The following is a 20,776-nucleotide window of genomic DNA, read 5'->3' as shown; positions in this document are numbered from 1 at the left end:
GCAGGAATTCAGGCGCTGGTCAGGCCGGCGAAGGCCAGCAGCTCGGGGATGCGCGCGGCGAAGCCCCGGTAGCCGTGGTCGCCGCCCTCCTCGATCTGCACCGCGCAGAGCCGGTAGTAGTCGGCGGCATCGCGATAGTCGAGGGTTTCGTCGCCGGTCTGCAGCCAGACCACGAAGCGTGCGGGATCCTGCGGCGGCGGCACCTCGAGTTCGGCCAGCGCGGCGACGTGCGCGGCGGTCAGCTCCCAGCTCTCCCCACTGTAGTAGTTGTGCTGCGGGCCGAGGTAGCGGGCGAAGTAGCGCTGCACGCGCACCGCCGGATTGATCAGCAGGGCCTTGAGGCCGTGGCGTTCGGCGAGATGGGTCGCATAGTAGCCGCCGAGGGAGCTGCCGACCAGCACGGGACGCTCTGCGGCGGCGATCTCCGCCTCCAGCTGGGCGATGGCGCGGCGCGGGTCATGGTGCAGCGCCGGCACGCGCAGGCGCTCGGCCAGGCCCTGGCGCGCGCAGGCTGCCACCAGCTCGCGGGCCTTGAGCGAAGCCGGTGAGCTGTTGAAGCCGTGGATATAGATCAGGGTCGACTGGGGGAGCATCGACGGCGCCTTGTAGCTGTATGGATATACAAGGAAAGCATTATCCTGCCGTCGGATTCAAGTCGGATGAGGCCCGAGTCGTAGGGTGCGCTGGACGCACCACTAATGCACGGAGAGTCCATGGTGCGCACGGCGCACCCTACGGCAAGGGCGTGCCTTGCGCAAATGGCGTCAGTAGCCCTTGATGCTGTAGTCGATCACGAAGTCGATGCCGCTGACCCGCGACACGCCGGTGTCGATCGAGCCGTCGGCGTGCAGGCGCAGCCAGCGGTAGCCGGGCGCCTCGCTGCTGACCTGGAATTCCTCGCTGCCGGGGGCGAACTGCACGCAGGTGGAGGGCGAGGCGAGCAGGCGCACGCCGTTGCGCTGGCCATCGATCTCCTGGTGCACGTGCCCCCAGAGGATGCAGCGCAGGTTCGGGTAGCGGTCGGTCACCGCGAACAGCGCCTCGGGATTGCGCAGGCCGATGGGGTCCAGCCAGCTGCAGCCCACCGCCACCGGATGGTGGTGGAAGCTCAGCAGCACGTGGCGCTCGCCGGCAGACTCCAGGGCGGCATCCAGCTGCTCGAGCTGGGCGGCATCGAGCTGGCCGGGCACGCTGCCGGGCACGCTCGAATCGAGCACCACCAGCCGCCAGTGGCCTAGGTCGGTGACCACCGCCAGGCGCTCGGTGCCGGCGCAGGCCAGTTGCAGGGTCAGCGGCTCGTCGTGGTTGCCGGACACCCAGCGCGCGGGGGCGTCGATGGGCGCGGTCAGCGCGGCGAAGCGCTGGTAGGACTCCAGCGAACCATCCTGCGACAGGTCGCCGCTGGCGAGGACCAGGTCGACCCGCGGCTGCTCGGCCAGCACCAGATCGACCACCCGGCCGAGGCTGTCTGCGGTATCCATACCCAGCAGATGGCCGTCCTCCTCGGCGAACAGGTGGCTGTCGGTAAGCTGGACCAGCACCAGGGGTGCGCCAGCGCAATGGGTGTGAGAACTGTGCAAGAGCCGTCTCCTGTCGGCGTCTGGACCGCGGCTGCGGAACGGCAATGGTGGCATGGCCCCGCGGGGGTGACCGCTATACGGTTCACACTACCGGCGAACGACCGAGCGATCCACTGGGTTTTCCGCCAGATGGCCGCAGCGCAGATAATGACTCAGCCACTCGCCCAGAAACAGGTTGAGCTGGATCTTCTCGTCCGGCTGGTGCATGGCCGGGTTCGGGTAGGCGTAGCGCGGATGCAGGCGCCGGCAGTGCTCGGCGCCGGTGACCTCGGCCATCCGCGCGTCGTGGTAGACGCGCACCTCCAGGCGCGGCGCCGGCAGCCAGGCCAGCCCGGGCTCCTCGCGCACCTCCACGGTGCTGGTGTAGGGACCGGCCTCGGTGACCCTGAGCGCCAGCACCGCCAGGGTAGTGTCGCCGGCGCTGAGCGCCAGGCGGCGCAGCACGGGCTGCCCCAGCACGGGCTGCCCCAGCATGGGCTGCCCCAGCATGGGCTGCCCCAGCATGGGCTGCCGTAGCGCCGCCTGCTCGCGCATGCCCGGCAGCAGGCGCATCAGCCGCGCATAATTGGCCTCGCAGGCCGCCTGCAGCCCGGTCAGGTCGACCCGGTAGCGCTCGGCGAGCTGGCTCAGCGCCATGTCTGCCGCACCCGCTCGCGGTTCAGCGCCAGCCACTGCAGGGCGATGATGCTCGCCGCGTTGTCGATGCGCCCGGCCTCCAGCTCGTCCAGCGCCGCGTCGAGGCTCAGCACCCGCACGCGGATGTCCTCGCCCTCCTCGGCCAGACCGTGGATGCCGCCGGCGCCGGCGCTGTCGCAGCGGCCGACGAACAGGTGCACGCGCTCGTCGCTGCCGCCCGGCGAAGGATAGTAGGCGGTCACCGGCCACAGCTCGCCCAGACTCAGCCCGGCCTCCTCGACGGCCTCGCGACGGGCCACTTCCTCGGGCGACTCGTCCTTGTCGATCAGCCCGGCGACCAGCTCCAGCAGCCAGGGGTTGGCGCTCTTGTCCAGCGCACCGACGCGGAACTGCTCGATCAGCACCACGGCATCGCGGGCCGGGTCGTAGGGCAGCACGCAGACCGCATCATGGCGCACGAACAGCTCGCGGCTGATCACCGGCCCCATGCCGCCAGCGAACAGCTCGTGGCGCAGGTGCACGCGGTCGAGGGCATAGAAGCCGCGGAAACAGGCCTCGCGCTCGACGATTTCCACTTTCAGGTCGGCCGTTTTCGGCGACTCGCTCATATACTTCTCCCGCTTGGCTGCAGCGGCCCCGCCGCCCGCCGATCAATGTCCCGAACCGCGGAGGTGACTGCCGCAGCGACGGTCACCGCCACGAGGTCGAACCCCCGGCCCGCGCCGGGGTCGAAGCCGGCCGATGCGCCACCCTACCCAGCCTTGCCGTTGCGCTCAAGGAGTCCCATGCGTCTTTACAGCCTTTTCGCCCTGGCCTGCCTGCCGCTGCTCGGCGCCTGCCAGTTTCTCGGCGGCCAGAGCGCGCCGCCGGCGCCACAGCGCATCGTCTGGGAACAGCGCCCGGAGGTCTGCCCGCGCGAGCGCTGCAGCCTGGTCAACGTCGACACCCTGAAGTTCGCCGACGAGCCGCAGCTCAGCGCCCTGATCGAGCAGACCCTGCTGGCGATGACCCGGGAGGACGCCGACAGCGCGCTGCCCGCCTCGCTGCGCGCGCGCGGCGACGAGCTGCTGCGCCGCCAGCCCGAGGGCTGGGAAACCTGGCTGCAGGCCAAGCTGGCAGACCAGCACGGCGACCTGCTGGTGGTCGAGCTGTCCAGCTACCTGTACCGCGGCGGTGCCCACGGCATGCCGGGGCGCGGCTTCATCAACTACTCGCGCAGCCAGCAGCGCGCCCTGCAACTGGCCGACCTGCTGCTGCCCGGCCAGGAGGCCGCCTTCTGGCAGGCCGCCGGCGAGGCGCACCAGCGCTGGCTCGCGGCGCAGCAGATCGACGACCCGCAGGAGTTCCGGCGCATCTGGCCGTTCCAGCCTACCGCCAACATCGCTCTGCTCAGGGACAAGGTGCTGCTCAAGTACGACGTCTACGCCCTGGCGCCCTACAGCATGGGCCATCCGAACCTGGAGATCCCCTACAGCCGGCTGCGGCAGATCCTCCGTCCAGAATACCTGCCGGAAAGCATGCACGGCGCTGCACGCTGAAGCGTGACGATCGGCGGTCGGACTGAACGAGCGGGACAAGAGAGTTGGCGCAGGATGGCGCCCGGGAACAGCAAGGAGGGGGGAAGAGACTGGAGCCCATGGGCGGACTTGAACCGCCGACCTCTCCCTTACCAAGGGAGTGCTCTACCGCTGAGCTACATGGGCTTGAATCGGCGCGCATTCTAGTCGCAGCTGCAGCGCGCGTCCACAGGAAAATCAACGACTTGCAGAAAATTCCGCAGGCGCGCAAACGCAGAACGGGCCCGCAGGCCCGTTCCTCGCCTCAGCGGCGGCGCATCACACCTTGTGGTACAGCTGCGAGCCCTGGGCCTTGAACTCCTCGGCCTTGGCCTGCATCTCGCGCTCGAGGTCGACGTCCACCGCGTCGATGCGCTCCAGGTTGGCGGCGTAGTCGCGCACTTCCTGGGTGATCTTCATCGAGCAGAACTTCGGCCCGCACATGGAGCAGAAGTGCGCCACCTTGGCCGACTCCTTGGGCAGGGTCTCGTCGTGGTAGCTGCGCGCGGTGTCCGGGTCGAGGCCGAGGTTGAACTGGTCTTCCCAGCGGAACTCGAAGCGCGCCTTGCTCAATGCGTTGTCGCGGATCTGCGCACCCGGATGGCCCTTGGCCAGATCGGCGGCGTGAGCGGCGATCTTGTAGGTGATGATGCCGGTCTTCACGTCGTCCTTGTTGGGCAGGCCGAGGTGCTCCTTCGGGGTCACGTAGCAGAGCATGGCGCAGCCGAACCAGCCGATCATCGCCGCGCCGATGCCGGAGGTGATGTGGTCGTAGCCCGGGGCGATGTCGGTGGTCAGCGGGCCGAGGGTGTAGAACGGCGCCTCATCGCAGCATTCGAGCTGCTTGTCCATGTTCTCCTTGATCATGTGCATCGGCACGTGACCCGGGCCTTCGATCATGGTCTGCACGTCGTGCTGCCAGGCGATCTTGGTCAGTTCGCCGAGGGTTTCCAGCTCGCCGAACTGCGCGGCGTCGTTGGCGTCGGCGATCGAGCCCGGACGCAGGCCGTCGCCCAGCGAGAAGCTGACGTCGTAGGCCTTCATGATCTCGCAGATCTCGTCGAAATGCGTGTACAGGAAGTTTTCCTGGTGATGCGCCAGGCACCACTTGGCCATGATCGAGCCGCCGCGCGAGACGATGCCGGTGACCCGCTTGGCGGTCAGCGGCACGTAGCGCAGCAAGACGCCGGCGTGGATGGTGAAGTAGTCCACGCCCTGCTCGGCCTGCTCGATCAGGGTGTCGCGGAACAGCTCCCAGGTCAGGTCCTCGGCGATGCCGCCGACCTTCTCCAGCGCCTGGTAGATCGGCACGGTGCCGATCGGCACCGGCGAGTTGCGGATGATCCACTCGCGGGTCTCGTGGATGTGCTTGCCGGTGGACAGGTCCATGACGGTGTCGGAGCCCCAGCGGATGCCCCAGGTCAGCTTGGCCACTTCCTCCTCGATCGAGGAACCCAGCGCCGAGTTGCCGATATTGCCGTTGATCTTCACCAGGAAGTTGCGGCCGATGATCATCGGCTCCAGCTCCACGTGGTTGATGTTGGCCGGGATGATGGCGCGGCCGCGGGCGATTTCCTCGCGGACGAACTCGGCGGTGATTTCCTTGGGGATGGCGGCGCCGAAGCTGTGGCCCGGATGCTGGGCAGCCAGCAGGCCGGCCTCGCGGGCCTCCTGCAGCTTCATGTTCTCGCGGATGGCGACGTACTCCATCTCGGGGGTGACGATGCCCTTGCGCGCATAGTGCATCTGGGTGACGTTGGCTCCGGCCTTGGCGCGGCGCGGGTTGCGCACGTGGGCGAAGCGCATCTTGGTCAGTTCGGCGTCGTTGAGGCGACGCTGGCCGAACTCGGAGGACAGCCCCGGCAGCTTCTCGGTGTCGCCGCGCTCCTCGATCCAGGCACTGCGCACATCGGCCAGCCCCTTGCGCACGTCGATGGTCACGTTCGGATCGGTGTACGGACCGGAGGTGTCATAGACCAGCACCGGCGCGTTCTTCTCGCCGCCGAAGTCCGTGGGGGTATCGGCCAGGGAAATCTCGCGCATCGGCACGCGGATGTCCGGGCGCGAACCCTGGACGTAGACCTTGCGGGAATTGGGCAGCGGCTGGACGGACTGCTGGTCGACCTGGGCGGATTCGCTCAGGTTCTTGTATTCGGTGGCGCTCATCGACGGGACTCTCCACGGCACGCGGCAGGAATGTCGGAGCGAACCTGGAGCAGGAGACCCCCGCCGGACGGCGGGGACATCTTGTTCCCTACGCGGGTACTAACCCGATCAGGTTCAACGGGATTCGGAACTGTCCGATCTCAGCCTGCGACTCCAGGCACCCCGACAAGAAACCCGAGGAGTTTAATCGGCCTCTGCGGATGGGGCCAGTGCCTGGGGACGAGCCGCCGAGAGACCGGCCCTCAGCGAAGCTGCAGCAGCCGCCCGAGCCCGTCGAGCAAGCGGGCCAGCGCGCCCTGGTTGCGCTGCAACACGGCCAGCCCCGCGCGCCCCATGGCCTGGCGGCGGCCCGGCTCGCCGAGCAGTGCGCGCAGCTCGCGGGCCAGGGCCTCGCCGTCGCCCACCTCGAGGCAAGCGCCGGCCTCGCGCAACTGGGCGGAGATCTCGAGGAAGTTGAACAGATGGGGGCCGCTCAGCACCGGCAGGCCCAGCGCCGCCGGCTCCAGCAGGTTGTGCCCGCCGTTGGGCACCAGGCTGCCGCCGACGAAAGCCACGTCGGCCAGCGCATAGAGGAACATCAGCTCGCCCATGGTATCGCCGAGCAGCACCTGCTCCGCCGCCCCGACCGGCAGGCCGGAGGAGCGGCGCACGCTGCGCAAGCCCTCGTGCAGGCAGAGGGCATGCACGGCGTCGAAACGCTCCGGATGACGCGGCACCAGGATCAGCAGGCTGTCCGGGCGCTCGGCCAGCAGCCGGCGATGGGCGGCGAGGACGATCTCGTCCTCGCCGGCATGGGTGCTGGCGGCGATCCATACCGGGCGCTTGTCGGCGCCCCAGCTGGCGCGCAGGGCCTGGGCACGCGCCGTTAGTTCGGGGTCAACAGTCAGGTCGAACTTGATCGACCCGGTGACGGCGACGCACTCGGGACGGGCGCCGAGCCGGTGAAAGCGCTCGGCTTCGGCCGCGCTCTGCACGGCTATCCAGCTCATCTCGGCGAGCATCGGCCGGGTCAGGCCGGCAAAGCGCGCGTAGCCCCGGGCGGACCTCTCCGACAGGCGCGCATTGGCCAGCACGGCGGGAATGCCGCGCCGCACGCACTGGTGGATGTGGTTGGGCCACAGTTCGGTTTCCATGATCACCGCCAGCTTCGGCCGCACGCGATCGAGGAAGCGCGCCGCGGCCCAGGGCAGGTCGTAGGGCAGGTAGCAGTGCTGCACGCTGTCGCCGAACAGCGCGCGGATGCGCTCGGAGCCGGTGGGGGTCATGCAGGTGACGGTGATCGGCAGGTCGGGATGCCGTTCGCGCAGGGCACGGATCATCGGCGCCGCGGCGATGCTCTCGCCCACCGAAACGGCATGCACCCAGATGCCGCCGGGCCGCATCGCCGGCAGACGCAGCGAGAAGCGCTCGGCGATACGCTGGCGGTAGGCGGGCGCCTTGCGCCCGCGCAGGTACAGGCGCAGGGCGATCAGCGGCAGGGCGAGGTGCAGCAGGAGCGAGTAGAGGGCGCGGTTCATGGCCGCGGAGGATATCAGCTTGTGCGCCGCGCGGTCATGGCGCGCACAGGCGGCGCCGGCAACATGCCGCGGGCTTCGACTGGGGGAGAGCGCCGCCCTACGGGTTATACTCTGCGCCGTTCTTCCACAAGGCAGCTCCCTCATGTCCCAAGCCCTGAGCACCGATATCCTGATCGTCGGCGGCGGCATCGCCGGCCTCTGGCTCAACGCCCGCCTGCGCCGGCTCGGCTATGCCACCCTGCTGGTGGAGAACGAGCGCCTCGGCGGCGGGCAGAGCGTGAAGTCGCAGGGCATCATCCACGGCGGCACCAAGTACGCCCTGAGCGGCGCGCTGACCGGCTCCTCCGAGGCCATCGCCGACATGCCGCGGCGCTGGCGCGCGGCCCTCTCCGGCAGCGGCGAACTCGATCTCGCCGGCGTGCGCCTGCTCTCCGACGCCCACTACCTGTGGTCGCCGGGCACCCTGGCCGGCAACCTGACCAGCTTCTTCGCCAGCAAGGCGATGCGCGGGAGGGTCGATGCGGTCAAGGGCGACGCGCTGCCGCCGGCCCTGCAGCACCCGAAGTTCAGGGGCAAGGTCTACCGGCTGGCCGAGCTGGTGCTCGACGTGCCCTCGCTGATCGCCCGCCTGGCCGAGCTGGCCGGCGACAGTCTGCTCGCCGGCCAGCGTATCGAGCCGCTGCACGAGAGCGGCGCACTGGCTGGCCTGGTCGTCGACGGCCGCGAGATCCGCGCCCGCCGCGTGGTGCTCTGCGCCGGGCCGGGCAATGCCGGCCTGCTGGCCGGGCTGGGCATCGAACAGCCCGGCCAGCAGCTGCGCCCGCTGCACATGGTGCTGGTCAAGGCGCCGACCCTCAAGCCGCTGTACGCCCACTGCCTGGGTGGCGGGCCCAAGCCGCGCGTCACCGTCACCAGCCACCCGGCGGCCGACGGCCAGTGGGTCTGGTACCTGGGCGGCGATCTGGCCGAGGCCGATGGCGTGGCCCGCGACGAGGCCGCACAGATCCGCGCCGCGCAGAAGGAGCTGGGCGAACTGCTGCCCTGGCTCGATCTGTCCGCCGCCGAGTGGCGTACCCTGCGGGTGGATCGCGCCGAGCCGGCGCAGTCCGGCCTGGTGCGCCCGGACAACGCCTTCCTCAGCGAGCAGGGCAACCTGCTGGTCGGCTGGCCGACCAAGCTGGCGCTGGCTCCCGACCTAGCCGATCGGGTCATCGCGACTCTCGAGCGCGCCGGCATCCAGCCGGGCGCGCACGCTGCCCTGCCCGAGCTGCCGCGCCCTGCCGTGGCGGCGCCGCTGTGGGAGGAGCTGTTCGCATGAGCACCCTGCATGAGCTGTGGCGGCCGCTGGGCTCGACCGGCCTGATCGTTTCCCCGCTCGGCCTCGGCACCGTCAAGCTCGGCCGCGACCAGGGGGTGAAGTATCCGAGCGGCTTCACCATCCCCGACGACCGCGCCGCGCGCACGCTGCTGGCACAGGCCCGCGAACTGGGCATCAACCTGCTCGACACCGCGCCGGCCTACGGGGTGAGCGAGCAGCGCCTCGGCCCGCTGCTGCGCGGCCAGCGCCAGGCCTGGGTGATCTGCAGCAAGGTCGGCGAGGAGTTCGAGGATGGCGCCTCGCGCTTCGACTTCAGCGCCGCGCACACCCGCCTGTCCGTCGAACGCAGTCTAAGGCGCCTGGAAACCGACTATCTGGATCTGGTGCTGGTCCACTCCGACGGCCACGACCTGGCGGTGCTGGAGCAGACCGGGGTGTACGCCACCCTCGCCGAACTCAAGCGCGAGGGGCTGATCCGCGCCTTCGGCTTCTCCGGCAAGACCGTGGCCGGCGGCCTCAAGGCCCTGGAGTCCGGCGACTGCGCCATGGTCACCTACAACCTGGCCGAACAGGGCGAACGCCCGGTGCTCGACTACGCCGGCGCGCACGGCAAGGGCATCCTGATCAAGAAGGCGCTGGCCAGCGGCCATGCGCTGCTGAGCGGCGAGGACCCGGTGCGCGCCAGCTTCGAGCTGATCTTCGCCCATCCGGCGGTGAGCAGCGTGATCGTCGGCACCATCACTCCGGCGCACCTGGCCCACAACGTGGCCACCGCGGCGCAGGTGCTGGGGGCGCGACAATCGGTCTGACCGGCGCGCACAGACAACGGCGGCCGGCTCGTCTAACCTGACCTGAACGCCACGACTGCGCGGCCCGCCGCGCAAGGGGCCTGCTCGACCACATCAAGCCACCTGCCCGCCGAAGGAGTCGCCATGCACAGGATTCTCGCCCGCAAGGACCCGAGCACCTTCAAGACCCAGCCCCTGCATGTCGAAGCCAACGCCCAGCGGCTGATCTACCAGCCGCTCGGCCAGCCGCTCAACTTCGCCCAGATGCTCGAGCGGCGGCGACCGCTGCAGGTCGACAACCCCCAGCACTTCACCTGCGAGCTGGCCAATCTGGGCGTGTCGGTGCGCCTGACCCTCGCTTGGCAGGGGCGCGACTACTGGCTGCTGGTGCGCCAGCAGCGCCGCGACCGCGGCGACTGCGTGCTCAAGCTGATTTCCGGCTACGTGCCCAGCCACGAACTGCACCTGCCGCTGCACACCGCGCTGCAGGAGGTGGCCGAGGAGTGTCTGGTGGAAACGCCGCGCGGCTGGCTCGGCGGACGCTTCGGCGAACACTGGCTGCCGACCCCGCACGATGCCAGCCTGCCCCATCACGAGCAGTACCACTACCGCCTGAGCCCGCTGTGCGGCGACGCCCGCCGGGTGCATGCCGGCAGCCTGCCGCTGCTGGAGCGTCCGCAGGCCTACGTGCACCTGCCGACAGCCTCCCTGCAACTGGTCTACGACCTGCGCCTCGAACTGCCGGCGGCGCTGCAGGCGCCGAGCCTGTTCCACAGCGACGAGTGCCTGGAGGACGGCGTGCTGGTCAGCCGCCTCGACCGGCACAACCCGGACCTCTACCTGCTGCCGCTGGAAGGCAACCCCGGCGAGCTGTACACCCTGCAGCAGGGCGAGCTGCGCCGTGCGGCCACCGACGGCCTGTGGCTTTCGGAAGGATTCGCCGCACAGGACGGCTGGCTGATCCGCGACGAACGCATCGGCTGGAGCGACTGGCTGCGCCAGCGCCGCTGCGCCTAGAGGTACGGCTGGCACGCCGGGCAGGATCACTCCCTGCCGGCTTGCGGCCCGGGAGCGGACGGGTTGCGGCCGTCGCCGCAACCCGCGACGATCAGCGACGCAGCAGCACCGCCGAACCCCAGGACAGGCCGACGCCGAAGCCGCTCATCACCAGGTTCTTCCACGCCGAGCCTTCGAAGGCATAGCGCTCCATCAGCAGCGGAATGGTCGAGGACACGGTGTTGCCGGCGCCGAACATGTCCTTCACGACTCTGTCACCATTCTCGCCTAGTCTCTTGGCGATGGCATCGACGATCGCGCCGCTGCCCTGGTGCAGGCAGTAGGCATCCACGCTGTCCAAGCTCAGGCCGGCCTCCTCGAGCACCTCCTGCATGTGCGGGATGATCTTCAGGCTGGCGAAGTTGAACACCTGGCGGCCGTTCATGTGGAAGCAGCCGTCGCGCACGATCAGGTGGTCGGCGCCGCTGCCGTCGGTGCCGAAGCGCGCCGGACCCAGCTCCCAGACCGGATCCTCGCCGATCCAGGTGGCGGTGGCGGCATCGCCGAACAGCAGGGTGGTCATGCGGTCGCTGCGGTCCATGATCTTCGAGTAGGGATCGGCGGTGACCAGGATGCCGTTCTTCAGCCCGGTGGCTTCCATGAAGCCCTTGATCGCGTAGAGGCCGTAGACGAAGCCCGAGCAGCCGAGCGACACGTCGAAGCAGGCGACGCAGGTCGGCAGGCCGATCTTGTGCTGGGCGATGGCCGAGGTGTGCGGCAGACCTTCGCCGTCGCCGTTCTGGGTCACCACGATCAGCGCCTGGACATCCTCGAGGCGCAGCTCGGGGTTCTTGGCCAGCAGGTTGCGCACGGCGGCGGCACACAGATCCGAGGTTTCCTCGGCGGCATCCTTCACGGAAAGCGTGGCGGTGCCGATCTTGCTCGCGACGAACGCCTCGTCGCGGTCGAAGGACGCGGCCTGGGCGATGTTGTCGATGCGGCCCGCCGGGATGTAGCTGGCGATACTTTTTATTCCGATCATCTGTGCTTTCCACCATTGAACTGATCACGCCAGCTCTCTCGCCGGGGAGCTGACCGAGGCCCGGCAGACCGGGCGTTAACCTGGAGCAGGTGACAGGCGCTGCCAGCCGCCTGCCTCACGAGCGTTCGCGAATCTTCTCGACGATTGCCGTGGTCGAGCAACTATCGACGAAGTTAAGCACCTTCACGTCACCACCATACGTCTGCACGATGCCGGCGCCCACCACCTGGTCGAGGCCGTAGTCGCCGCCCTTGACCAGCACGTCCGGGCGCACCTTCTCGAGCAGCGCCTCGGGCGTGTCCTCGCTGAAGCTGACCACCCAGTCCACCGCCCCGAGGCCGGCGAGCACCGCCATGCGCCGGTCGACGCTGTTGATCGGCCGTCCCGGCCCCTTGAGGCGGGTCACCGAGGCGTCGTCGTTGATCGCCACGATCAGGCGGTCGCCGAGGGCACGGGCTTGCTCGAGGTAGGCGACATGGCCGGCATGGAGGATATCGAAGCAGCCGTTGGTGAACACCACCTTCTCGCCGTGGGCGCGGGCGTCCTCGAGGGCCGGCAGCAACTGGTCGAGGGTCATCACCCCGCGACCTGCGCCCTGCTCGCGCTGCACCGCGCGGCGCAGTTCCGGAGCGCTGACGGTGGCGGTGCCGAGCTTGCCGACCACGATGCTGGCGGCCAGGTTGGCCAGCGCCACCGCCTGCGGCAGCTCCTCGCCGGCGGCCAGCGCGGTGGCCAGGGTGGAGATCACGGTATCGCCGGCGCCGGTGACGTCGAACACCTCGCGCGCGCGCGCCGGCAGGTGCAGGGCCGGCTGCCCCTGGCGCAGCAGGGTCATGCCATGCTCGCCGCGGGTCACCAGCAGCGCGCCCAGCTGCAGCTCGGCGAGCAGCGCGAGGCCCTTGGCCACCAGCTCGGCCTCGTCGGCGCAGCGGCCGACCACCGCCTCGAACTCGGCGAGATTCGGCGTGATCAGGCTGGCGCCGCGGTAGATGGCGAAGTCCCTGCCCTTGGGGTCGGCCAGCACCGGCAGGTTGCGGGCGCGGGCGGCCTGGATCAGCGCCTGATGGTTCTTCAGCGCCCCCTTGCCGTAGTCGGAGAGGATCACCACCTTGACCCGGTCGAGCAGCGCCGCCACCTCGCCGAGCAGGGCGTCGGCGTCGGTGGCGAAGGGCTCCTCGAAGTCGAGGCGCAGCAGCTGCTGATGACGGCTCATCACCCGCAGCTTGACGATGGTCGGCTGCGCGGCGAGGCGCTGGAAGTGCGCGGCCACCCCGGCGGCCTGCAGGCGCGCGGCCAGGCTGTCGGCCGCCTCGTCCTGCCCGGTGACGCCGACCAGCCAGGCCGGCGCGCCGAGCGCGGCGATGTTCAGCGCGACGTTGGCCGCGCCGCCCGGGCGGTCCTCGACCTGCTCGACCTTGACCACCGGCACCGGCGCCTCCGGCGAGATGCGGTTGGTCGCGCCATGCCAGTAGCGGTCGAGCATGACATCACCGACCACCAGCACGGGGGCCTGATCGAAACGGGGCATGGACAGCTTCATGGGGGCTCCGGGACGAGGAAAACGGCAGGGATCATAGCATGCCGCCGTGTCGAGGTTTGCGGATGCTTCCCGCCTGCCGCAGCGCTCAGGCGATGCCGGCGCCCCCTTCCTCGTCCAGCCCCATGGCGTGCAGGCGGGCATAGTGACCACCCTGGGCCAGCAGCTCGGCATGGCTGCCGCGCTCGACGATGCGCCCCTGGTCCATCACCAGGATCAGGTCGGCCTTCTCGATGGTGGACAGCCGGTGGGCGATCACCAGCGTGGTACGCCCCTGCATGACCCGGTCCAGCGCCGCCTGGATATGCCGCTCGGACTCGGTGTCGAGCGCCGAGGTGGCCTCGTCGAGGATCAGCAGCGGCGCATCCTTGAGCAGGGCACGGGCGATCGCCAGGCGCTGGCGCTGGCCGCCGGAGAGCAGCACGCCGTTCTCGCCGACCTCGGTATCGAAGCCCTGCGGCAGCTTGTCGATGAACTCCCTGGCATAGGCATCGGCAGCGGCCTGCTCGATGGCTTCCCGCGGCGCACCGGCCAGGTCGCCGTAGGCGATGTTGCTGGCCACGCTGTCGTTGAACAGGGTCACCTGCTGGGTCACCAGGGCGATGTGCCGGCGCAGGTTGCGCAGGCGGTACTCCTCGACCTCCACGCCGTCGAGGAGGATCTGACCCTCGCTGTGGTGGTAGAAGCGCGGAATCAGGTTGGCGAGGGTCGACTTGCCGCTGCCGGAGCGGCCGACCAGGGCGACCATCTGCCCCGGCTCGACGCTGAAGCTGATGTCGTGCAGCACCTGCTTGTCGGTTCCCGGATAGACGAAGCTGAGGTGCTTCACCTCGAGGCGGCCGCTGACCCGCTCGCGCTCCACGGCGCCGCGGTCGATCTCCGCCGGCTCGTCGAGCTGCTCGAAGATGCTGTCGGCCGCCGCCAGGCCCTTCTGGATATTGGGGCTGACCTCGGACAGCTGGCGGATCGGCTTGGGCAGCAGGCCGGCAGCGGTGATGTAGGCGATCAGCTCGCCGGCCGTGGCGTCGCCGCGCAGGAACAGCACCATGTACATGAGGACCGCCATCCCCGTGTAGATGACCAGTTGCAGGGTCGGCGTGTAGATGGCCTGGGTGCGGATCATGCTCATCGCCCGGCGCATGTCGTCCTGGCTGGCGCGCAGGAAGCGCGCCTGCTCGTAGGCCTCGCCGCCGAAGCTGCGCACCACGCGGTAGCCCTGGATGGTTTCCGAGGCGATATGGGTCACGTCGCCCATGGCCTCCTGGATCTTCCGGCTCTGCTTGCGGAACTTCTTGCTGGCCATCGACACCATCAGCGCGATCAGCGGCAGGATGGCCACCAGCACCAGCGTCAGCTTCCAGTTCATCCACAGCAGGTAGCCGAACAGGAAGATCACCGTCATCCCCTCGCGAATCACCACCTTGATCGCGTCGGTGACCGCGCTGGTGACCATGGTCACGTTGAAGGTGATGCGCGAGATCAGGTGGCCCGAGTTGTGGCTGTCGTAGTAGCGGTTGGGCAGGGTCAGCAGGTTGTCGAACAGGGTGCAGCGCAGGTCGTGCACCACGCCGCGGGCGACCTTGGCCAGGAAGTAGTTGCCGAGGAACGAACCTATGCCCTGGTAGACGGCAATGAGTACAATCGCCAGCGGCACGCCCAGCATCATCGAGATGCCCAGCAACTCGGCACCGTCGGGGTTCTGCAGGCCGTCGAGGAAATACTTGAGCATGTGCGCCAGCATCGGCTGGCTGGATGCGAACAGCAGGAAGCCGACTACGCTGAGCGCGAACACTCCCCAGTAGGGCAGCACGTATTTCAGCAGACGCAGATAGACCTTCAGATCGGATTGCCCGGCGGAACCGGCCATGGCGTGGCCTCTTGTGACTGGCTAGAGAAAACGGATGCGGATTGTAACAGCGAACGAATGGCAGCAGTGGCTCGCCCAGGGCAAGGTGCTGGAGCAGGACGGGCGCGGCCCGAAGGTGATCCGCCTGGCGGACGGCCAGCTGCTCAAGGTGTTCCGCCCGCGGCGGCGCCTGTGGCTGGCCCGCCTGCTGCCGCCGGCCCGGCGCTTTGTCGCCAATGCGAACCGCCTCCAGGCCTGCCGGATACCCGTGCCGCAGATGGGCGAGTGCTTCTGGCTGGATCGCGGGCAGGCCGTCAGCGCCTGCCTGTACAACCCGCTGCCGGGGGAATCGCTGGAGCAGCTGTACCGGGAGGACCGCCGCCGCTTCGAGGCGCTGCTGCCGGAGTTCGCCGCCTTCGTCCACCAGCTGCACCGGCGCGGCATCTATTTCCGCTCGCTGCACCTGGGCAACGTGCTGCGCCTGCCCGAAGGCGGCTTCGGGCTGATCGACTTTCTCGACATCCGCTTCCGCCGCGGACCGCTGAGCGACCGGCTGGTGCGGCGCAACCTGGCGCATCTGCGCGGCTATCTGCGCCGCAACCGGATCGACGACTTCCCGTGGGAGGCCCTGCTCGGGGCCTATCGCCGCGCCGCCGGCCACGCCGCCTGAGGCGACTCACAGCATCCGGCGATCCCAGCAGGTATCGCGCTTGACCACCTTGGCCGGTACCCCGGCGACCACGCAATTGCCCTCGTCGAAGGCGCGGCTGACCAGCGAGCGGGTCGCCACCACGGTTTCCGGATGCAGCACCGTCCCCTTGAGCACCACAACGTCCCGCCCGATCCACACCCGGTCGGCGATGCGGACGTCGCGCGAACGGTTGAGACGCTCGCCGCTGTGCACGTCGAGGATCGAGTGCTTGTCGCCGGTGCGGATGATGATGTCGGTGGACAGCATGCAGTCCCTGCCGATGTCGATGCTCGCCGCCTCGTCCACCAGCAGGTAGGCCCCCTCCACCGTGGTCTCGCTGCCGATGCGGATGTGCTGGCCGCGAGTGCCGACCAGGTAGATCTTGCCGCTGCTGAAGCGCACGTTGTCGCCGATCTCGATGAGATTGTCCGCACCATCCAGACGGATCTCGCAATGGGTCAGGGTGACGTTCTCGCCGATCACCAGCCGATTGTTGCTGCCGCGCAGCTTGATGGTGGTTTTCTTCAGGTTGCGCTCGCTGCTCTCGGGCAGCTCCAGCCGGTTGCCGGGCTTGAGGAGGCGGCGGTTCTTGTAAGCCAGATTGCGCAGTTTCAGGGCCAGGCGTTGCAGCATGGAAAGCCTCTTGCTCGGTTGAAGGGACGGGCTCATCGCCCGCCGGCCTCGGGCATGGCGGGAGCAGTGGATACCGCCGGGGCAGCGGCGAACACCTGCGCGAACATCGGCAGCAGCAGGCGGTTGCCATATTCGCTCAGGTGGTCGTCGTCGACATACAGCGGCATGCCGTCCTTGCTGCCGTAGCAGTACTGGGCGTCGCACAGGTAGGGCAGCGGATCGAGGATCTTCGCCCCGCAGCGCTCGGCCACCTCGTCCTGGACGGCCCAGACCTCGGCATGCCGCTGCCGATATTCCTCGCGGGAAATGCGGATCTCCTCCACGCGGCCACGCAGCAGGGCGCGCCCCATGGCCTTGGGGACCTCGACGTGCATTTCCGGTACCGGGCGCAGCAGATAGAGCGGATGATGCTCGGCCAGACGACACATGGTGTCCAGGTAGTGCTGGCGGAACTCGGCGAAATACTCGGCGTCGGGCTGCTCCACCTTCCGCGAGAAATAGACCATCGGCGGCAGCGGCTTGCCATCCGCCCCCGGCAGCTCGCCCCTGATGTAGGAGGTGGTGCGGTTGATCAGGAACAGCGGCATGCCCGGATACAGACCGTCCAGTCGGGACGCGACCTCCTCCAGCAGCTGCTTGCAGTCCACACGCTCGCCTTTGCCCGCCCAGCGCGCGCCGTAGACGAACAGGCAGCCGCTCTCGCCCTTGAAGTACACCCCCTGGCGCGCATCCGGCAGGGCATCGGCCACGGCGCTCACCAGGGCATCGGCATGACTGTCGCCGATCACCAGCGCATGCACCTGATCGCCCCCGTAGGTGCAAGCGGCATCGAACCTCAGGCACTCCTTCAGGCGGGGATTGCGATTCTGGCGCTCGCCCTCGACCTTGGCCACCTCGCTGGGCAGCCGCTCGGGGAAGCCGCTGCGCCGCACCAGTTGGGCGGAAACCGCCACGACGACCAGACAGCCGATCAGCCAGGCGGCGTTGCGCAGGCTGTTGCGCCTCGCCAGCCAGCGCCGTGCCGGCACCTCGACCGCCACATAGGAGAGATGGCCCAGCAGCAGCGAAGCGAGCAGGCCGGCGCCGATCCAGACGGGATCGTCCTGGCGGTAGAAGTAGACCAGCCCGACCACCAGCGGCCAGTGCCAGAGGTAGATAGAATAGGAACGGGTACCCAGCCACTGGGCGACGACGCTGGCGGTCCAGGGCGAACCGCTGCGGCACGCCAGCAGGACCGCGGCCGCCCCCAGCGTCGGCAGCAGGGCGAGGAAGCCGGGCCAGGCCAGGCTGGCATCGATCAGCGCGATGCTCGCCGCGATCAGGAGGATGCCGCCGCCCTCGAGCAGCCCCCGCCAGCGCGACGACAGCCCTTGCCGGGTGCCCAGCAGGTACACGCAGCCCCCCAGCAGCAACTCCCAGGCCCGGGACTGCAACAGGTAGAAGGCCTGACTGGGCTCGCTGAAGGTGAGGAACACGCAGACGGCGAAGGAGGCCAGCAGGGCCAGCAGATGAGCGGCGAGTATCCCCCGCCGCTGCGGCCAGCAGCGCGCGAGCAGCAGCAGGACCAGCGGGTAGAGCAGGTAGAACTGCCACTCGACCGACAGCGACCAGGTATGCAGCAGCCACTTGTCGTGGGAGGCCGCGTCGAAATAGCCGGACTCGTCGAGATAGCGCAGGTTCGAGCTGAACAGCACGCTCTCGCGGGCATGGCGCCCCAGCATCTGATAGTCGCTGGTCATCAGCAGGAACCAGCCGGCCACCAGGACGACGGCCACCAGGACCAGCAGCGCGGGGAGGATCCGCCGGGCCCGCGCCAGATAGAAGCCGGGCAGACTGAAGCCGCCCCTGTCCAGCCCGCCGACGACGATGCCGGCCATCAGGAAGCCGGAAATCACGAAGAACACGTCGACGCCGACGAAGCCCCCGCCGAACCCCGGCACGCCGAAGTGGTAGAGCACCACGGCCACCACGGCCCACGCGCGCAGGCCGTTGATATCGGTACGGAAGCCGTCAGCCGCCGCACTCGCTGCAGAACCCCTCACCACGCACCCCCTCCATACCCGCCGCACACGGCCTGCACACCTCCGCGGTGGGCGGCATGACGACGCGGAACCCCAGAAAAATTGGCGGCATCATAGCATTCGGCTATCGAACAGGATGCGCCTGAGTGTTGCCGCCCCGATTGCGGGTAATTATCCTGCGACCAGCATCGCAGGCGGCCGGCACGGACCCGGCTGCCTTTCAGCCCACCTCAACAGCCAGCGGGCCACGCCCTCATGAAAATCCTCGTCACCGGCGGCGCCGGCTTCATCGGCTCGGCGCTCATTCGGCGTCTGATCCTCCGCACCGATCACCACGTGGTCAACCTCGACAAGCTGACCTATGCCGGCAACCTGGAGTCGCTCGCCGAGATCGCTGCCAGCGAGCGCTACGTCTTCGAGAAGGTGGACATCTGCGATCGCGCCGAAGTCGAACGGGTCTTCCGCGAACAGCAGCCGGACGTGCTGATGCACCTCGCGGCCGAGTCGCACGTCGACCGCTCCATCGACGGTCCGGCCGAGTTCATCCAGACCAACATCGTCGGCACCTACACCCTGCTGGAAGTCGCACGTCAGTACTGGCAGGCACTGCCCGAACCCCGCCGGGAAGCCTTCCGCTTCCACCACATCTCCACCGACGAGGTGTATGGCGATCTCGACGACACCACCGCGCTGTTCACCGAACAGACGCCCTACGCCCCCAGTTCGCCCTACTCCGCGTCCAAGGCCAGCTCCGACCACCTGGTGCGCGCCTGGCATCGCACCTATGGGCTGCCGGTGCTGATCACCAACTGCTCGAACAACTACGGCCCCTACCATTACCCCGAGAAGCTGATCCCGCACATGATCCTCAACGCCCTGCGCGGCAAGCCGCTGCCGGTGTATGGCGACGGGGCGCAGATCCGCGACTGGCTGTACGTCGAGGATCACGCGCGCGCACTGATCGAGGTGATTACCCACGGCAGGGTCGGCGAGACCTACAATGTCGGCGGCCACAACGAGAAGCGCAACCTGGAGGTGGTCGAGACGATCTGCGACCTGCTCGAAGAGCTGGCCCCCGGGAAGCCGCAGGGCATCGCCAGCTATCGCGAGCTGATCACCTTCGTCACCGACCGCCCCGGCCATGACCGACGCTATGCCATAGATGCCGGCAAGATCCAGCGCGAACTGCATTGGACGCCCGAAGAGACCTTCGAGTCCGGCCTGCGCAAGACCGTCGCCTGGTACCTGAACAATCTCGACTGGTGCAACCATGTGCTGGCCGACGATCACCGAAGCGAACACTTGACTACGAAATCATGAAAAAAGCTCTCATCACCGGCATCACCGGCCAAGACGGTTCCTACCTGGCGGAATTCCTGCTGGAGAAGGGCTACGAGGTCCACGGCATCAAGCGGCGCGCCTCCTCCTTCAACACCCAGCGGGTGGACCACATCTATCAGGACCCGCATGTCGACAACCAGAGATTCATTCTCCACTACGGCGACCTGACCGACTCCTCCAACCTCACCCGCATCATCCAGGAAGTGCAGCCCGACGAGGTCTACAACCTCGGCGCCCAGTCGCACGTGGCGGTGAGTTTCGAGTCGCCGGAATACACTGCCGATGTCGACGCCATGGGCACCCTGCGCCTGCTGGAGGCCATCCGCCTGCTCGGCCTGGAGAAGAAGACCCGCTTCTACCAGGCCTCCACCTCGGAACTGTATGGCCTGGTCCAGGAGATCCCGCAGAAGGAAACCACCCCCTTCTATCCACGCTCGCCCTATGCCGTGGCCAAGCTGTACGCCTACTGGATCACCGTGAACTACCGCGAGGCCTACGGCATGTATGCCTGCAACGGCATCCTGTTCAACCACGAGTCGCCGCGTCGCGGCGAAACCTTCGTGACCCGCAAGATCACCCGCGGCCTGGCCAACATCGCCCAGGGCCTGGAGCCCTGTCTGTATCTGGGCAACCTGGACGCCCTGCGCGACTGGGGGCACGCCAAGGACTACGTGCGCATGCAGTGGCTGATGCTGCAGCAGGAGCAGCCGGAGGACTTCGTGATCGCCACCGGGGTGCAGTACTCGGTGCGCGAGTTCATCCGCTGGTCGGCCGCCGAACTGGGGCTGACCCTGCGCTTCGAAGGCCAGGGCGTCGACGAGCGGGCCATCGTGGCGCACATCGAGGGCGACAAGGCGCCGGCGCTCAAGGTGGGCGACGTGATCGTGCGCGTCGACCCCCGCTACTTCCGTCCCGCCGAGGTGGAAACCCTGCTGGGCGACCCGGGCAAGGCCAAGCAGAAGCTCGGCTGGGTCCCGGAAATCACCGTTCAGGAAATGTGCGCCGAGATGGTCCGCGAAGACCTCAAGACCGCCCAGAGGCAATCCCTGCTGAAGTCGCACGGTCACGACATCGTGGCCAGCGTCGAGCACTGAGTGGGCGACCCGAA

Annotated in this window: 18 protein-coding genes, 1 tRNA gene and 1 riboswitch; of the genes, 7 read left to right on the top strand and 12 right to left on the bottom strand. The window is 68.5% G+C overall.

What is annotated here, in order from left to right; all coding sequences use genetic code 11:
• Positions 1-8: 8 nt before the first annotated feature.
• The 4 genes from RA210_RS00705 to nudF form a co-directional block, all read right to left on the bottom strand.
• Positions 9-593, bottom strand: a complete 585-nt coding sequence (locus RA210_RS00705) for a YqiA/YcfP family alpha/beta fold hydrolase (RefSeq protein ID WP_136489688.1) — start codon at positions 591-593, stop codon at positions 9-11.
• A gap of 171 nt (positions 594-764) precedes the next feature.
• Positions 765-1,580, bottom strand: coding sequence for a 3',5'-cyclic-AMP phosphodiesterase (cpdA, locus tag RA210_RS00700; protein WP_236574583.1), 816 nt, complete (start codon positions 1,578-1,580; stop codon positions 765-767).
• Positions 1,581-1,667: 87 nt separating this feature from the next.
• Positions 1,668-2,216 carry a DUF1249 domain-containing protein gene (locus tag RA210_RS00695; RefSeq protein WP_201485083.1) on the bottom strand — a complete coding sequence of 183 codons (549 nt, stop codon included), beginning with the start codon at positions 2,214-2,216 and terminating at the stop codon, positions 1,668-1,670.
• On the bottom strand, positions 2,207-2,824 hold the full coding sequence (gene nudF, locus RA210_RS00690) for an ADP-ribose diphosphatase (protein WP_136489691.1): 618 nt from the start codon (positions 2,822-2,824) through the stop codon (positions 2,207-2,209). The genes RA210_RS00695 and nudF overlap by 10 nt, the downstream gene beginning before the upstream one ends.
• 177 nt (positions 2,825-3,001) lie before the next feature.
• Here nudF and RA210_RS00685 point away from each other — a divergent pair, with 177 nt between their 5' ends.
• Entirely contained in the window at positions 3,002-3,754 is a 753-nt protein-coding gene (locus tag RA210_RS00685; RefSeq protein WP_201485082.1) for an RsiV family protein, read from the top strand.
• 90 nt (positions 3,755-3,844) lie between these two features.
• Here the strand turns inward: RA210_RS00685 and RA210_RS00680 are convergent.
• The 3 genes from RA210_RS00680 to waaA all read right to left on the bottom strand — a co-directional run bounded on the left by RA210_RS00680 (position 3,845) and on the right by waaA (position 7,455).
• Positions 3,845-3,919 (bottom strand) — tRNA-Thr (locus RA210_RS00680).
• A 132-nt stretch (positions 3,920-4,051) separates the two neighbouring features.
• Positions 4,052-5,938 (bottom strand): phosphomethylpyrimidine synthase ThiC, encoded by a 1,887-nt coding sequence (gene thiC, locus RA210_RS00675; protein ID WP_136489693.1) that lies wholly within the window; start codon positions 5,936-5,938, stop codon positions 4,052-4,054.
• A 68-nt stretch (positions 5,939-6,006) separates the two neighbouring features.
• Positions 6,007-6,113, bottom strand: a riboswitch (TPP riboswitch).
• A 67-nt stretch (positions 6,114-6,180) separates the two neighbouring features.
• On the bottom strand, positions 6,181-7,455 hold the full coding sequence (gene waaA, locus RA210_RS00670; protein ID WP_201485081.1) for a lipid IV(A) 3-deoxy-D-manno-octulosonic acid transferase: 1,275 nt from the start codon (positions 7,453-7,455) through the stop codon (positions 6,181-6,183).
• A 142-nt stretch (positions 7,456-7,597) separates the two neighbouring features.
• Between waaA and RA210_RS00665 the strand changes: the two genes are divergently transcribed.
• The 3 genes from RA210_RS00665 to RA210_RS00655 all read left to right on the top strand — a co-directional run bounded on the left by RA210_RS00665 (position 7,598) and on the right by RA210_RS00655 (position 10,578).
• Positions 7,598-8,773 (top strand): NAD(P)/FAD-dependent oxidoreductase, encoded by a 1,176-nt coding sequence (locus tag RA210_RS00665; protein WP_201485080.1) that lies wholly within the window; start codon positions 7,598-7,600, stop codon positions 8,771-8,773.
• Positions 8,770-9,582: an aldo/keto reductase gene (locus RA210_RS00660; protein WP_201485079.1), complete on the top strand. Its 813-nt coding sequence runs from the start codon at positions 8,770-8,772 to the stop codon at positions 9,580-9,582. Before RA210_RS00665 ends, RA210_RS00660 begins: the two co-directional genes overlap by 4 nt.
• 123 nt (positions 9,583-9,705) lie before the next feature.
• Complete coding sequence (locus RA210_RS00655; protein WP_136489697.1) at positions 9,706-10,578, top strand: metal ABC transporter ATPase; 873 nt, start codon at positions 9,706-9,708, stop codon at positions 10,576-10,578.
• A gap of 91 nt (positions 10,579-10,669) precedes the next feature.
• On the opposite strand, the gene RA210_RS00650 is transcribed toward RA210_RS00655, so the two are convergent.
• The 3 genes from RA210_RS00650 to msbA all read right to left on the bottom strand — a co-directional run bounded on the left by RA210_RS00650 (position 10,670) and on the right by msbA (position 15,003).
• Positions 10,670-11,599, bottom strand: coding sequence for a ketoacyl-ACP synthase III (locus RA210_RS00650; protein WP_201485078.1), 930 nt, complete (start codon positions 11,597-11,599; stop codon positions 10,670-10,672).
• A gap of 115 nt (positions 11,600-11,714) precedes the next feature.
• Positions 11,715-13,139: a bifunctional D-glycero-beta-D-manno-heptose-7-phosphate kinase/D-glycero-beta-D-manno-heptose 1-phosphate adenylyltransferase HldE gene (gene hldE / locus RA210_RS00645; RefSeq protein ID WP_201485077.1), complete on the bottom strand. Its 1,425-nt coding sequence runs from the start codon at positions 13,137-13,139 to the stop codon at positions 11,715-11,717.
• 85 nt (positions 13,140-13,224) lie between these two features.
• Positions 13,225-15,003, bottom strand: a complete 1,779-nt coding sequence (gene msbA, locus RA210_RS00640) for a lipid A export permease/ATP-binding protein MsbA (protein WP_136489700.1) — start codon at positions 15,001-15,003, stop codon at positions 13,225-13,227.
• A 34-nt stretch (positions 15,004-15,037) separates the two neighbouring features.
• On the opposite strand from msbA, the gene RA210_RS00635 reads away from it, so the two are divergent.
• On the top strand, positions 15,038-15,652 hold the full coding sequence (locus RA210_RS00635) for a lipopolysaccharide kinase InaA family protein (protein ID WP_201485076.1): 615 nt from the start codon (positions 15,038-15,040) through the stop codon (positions 15,650-15,652).
• A gap of 6 nt (positions 15,653-15,658) precedes the next feature.
• Here the strand turns inward: RA210_RS00635 and RA210_RS00630 are convergent, their stop codons facing one another.
• Positions 15,659-16,306, bottom strand: a complete 648-nt coding sequence (locus RA210_RS00630; protein WP_136489702.1) for an acyltransferase — start codon at positions 16,304-16,306, stop codon at positions 15,659-15,661.
• Between the two features lie 32 nt (positions 16,307-16,338).
• The gene (locus tag RA210_RS00625) at positions 16,339-18,348 is read right to left on the bottom strand and encodes an acyltransferase family protein (RefSeq protein WP_201485075.1); all 2,010 of its coding nucleotides are present in this window, start codon (positions 18,346-18,348) and stop codon (positions 16,339-16,341) included.
• Positions 18,349-18,582: 234 nt separating this feature from the next.
• Here RA210_RS00625 and rfbB point away from each other — a divergent pair, with 234 nt between their 5' ends.
• Positions 18,583-19,647, top strand: coding sequence for a dTDP-glucose 4,6-dehydratase (gene rfbB / locus RA210_RS00620; protein WP_136489703.1), 1,065 nt, complete (start codon positions 18,583-18,585; stop codon positions 19,645-19,647).
• On the top strand, positions 19,644-20,762 hold the full coding sequence (gene gmd, locus RA210_RS00615) for a GDP-mannose 4,6-dehydratase (RefSeq protein ID WP_136489704.1): 1,119 nt from the start codon (positions 19,644-19,646) through the stop codon (positions 20,760-20,762). The genes rfbB and gmd overlap by 4 nt, the downstream gene beginning before the upstream one ends.
• The last annotated feature ends 14 nt before the right edge of the window (positions 20,763-20,776 follow it).

Origin of the sequence: Pseudomonas sp. OF001, assembly GCF_904426495.1 — a bacterium.
GTDB lineage: Bacteria > Pseudomonadota > Gammaproteobacteria > Pseudomonadales > Pseudomonadaceae > Geopseudomonas.
This window is presented reverse-complemented; position numbering and strand designations above follow the sequence as displayed.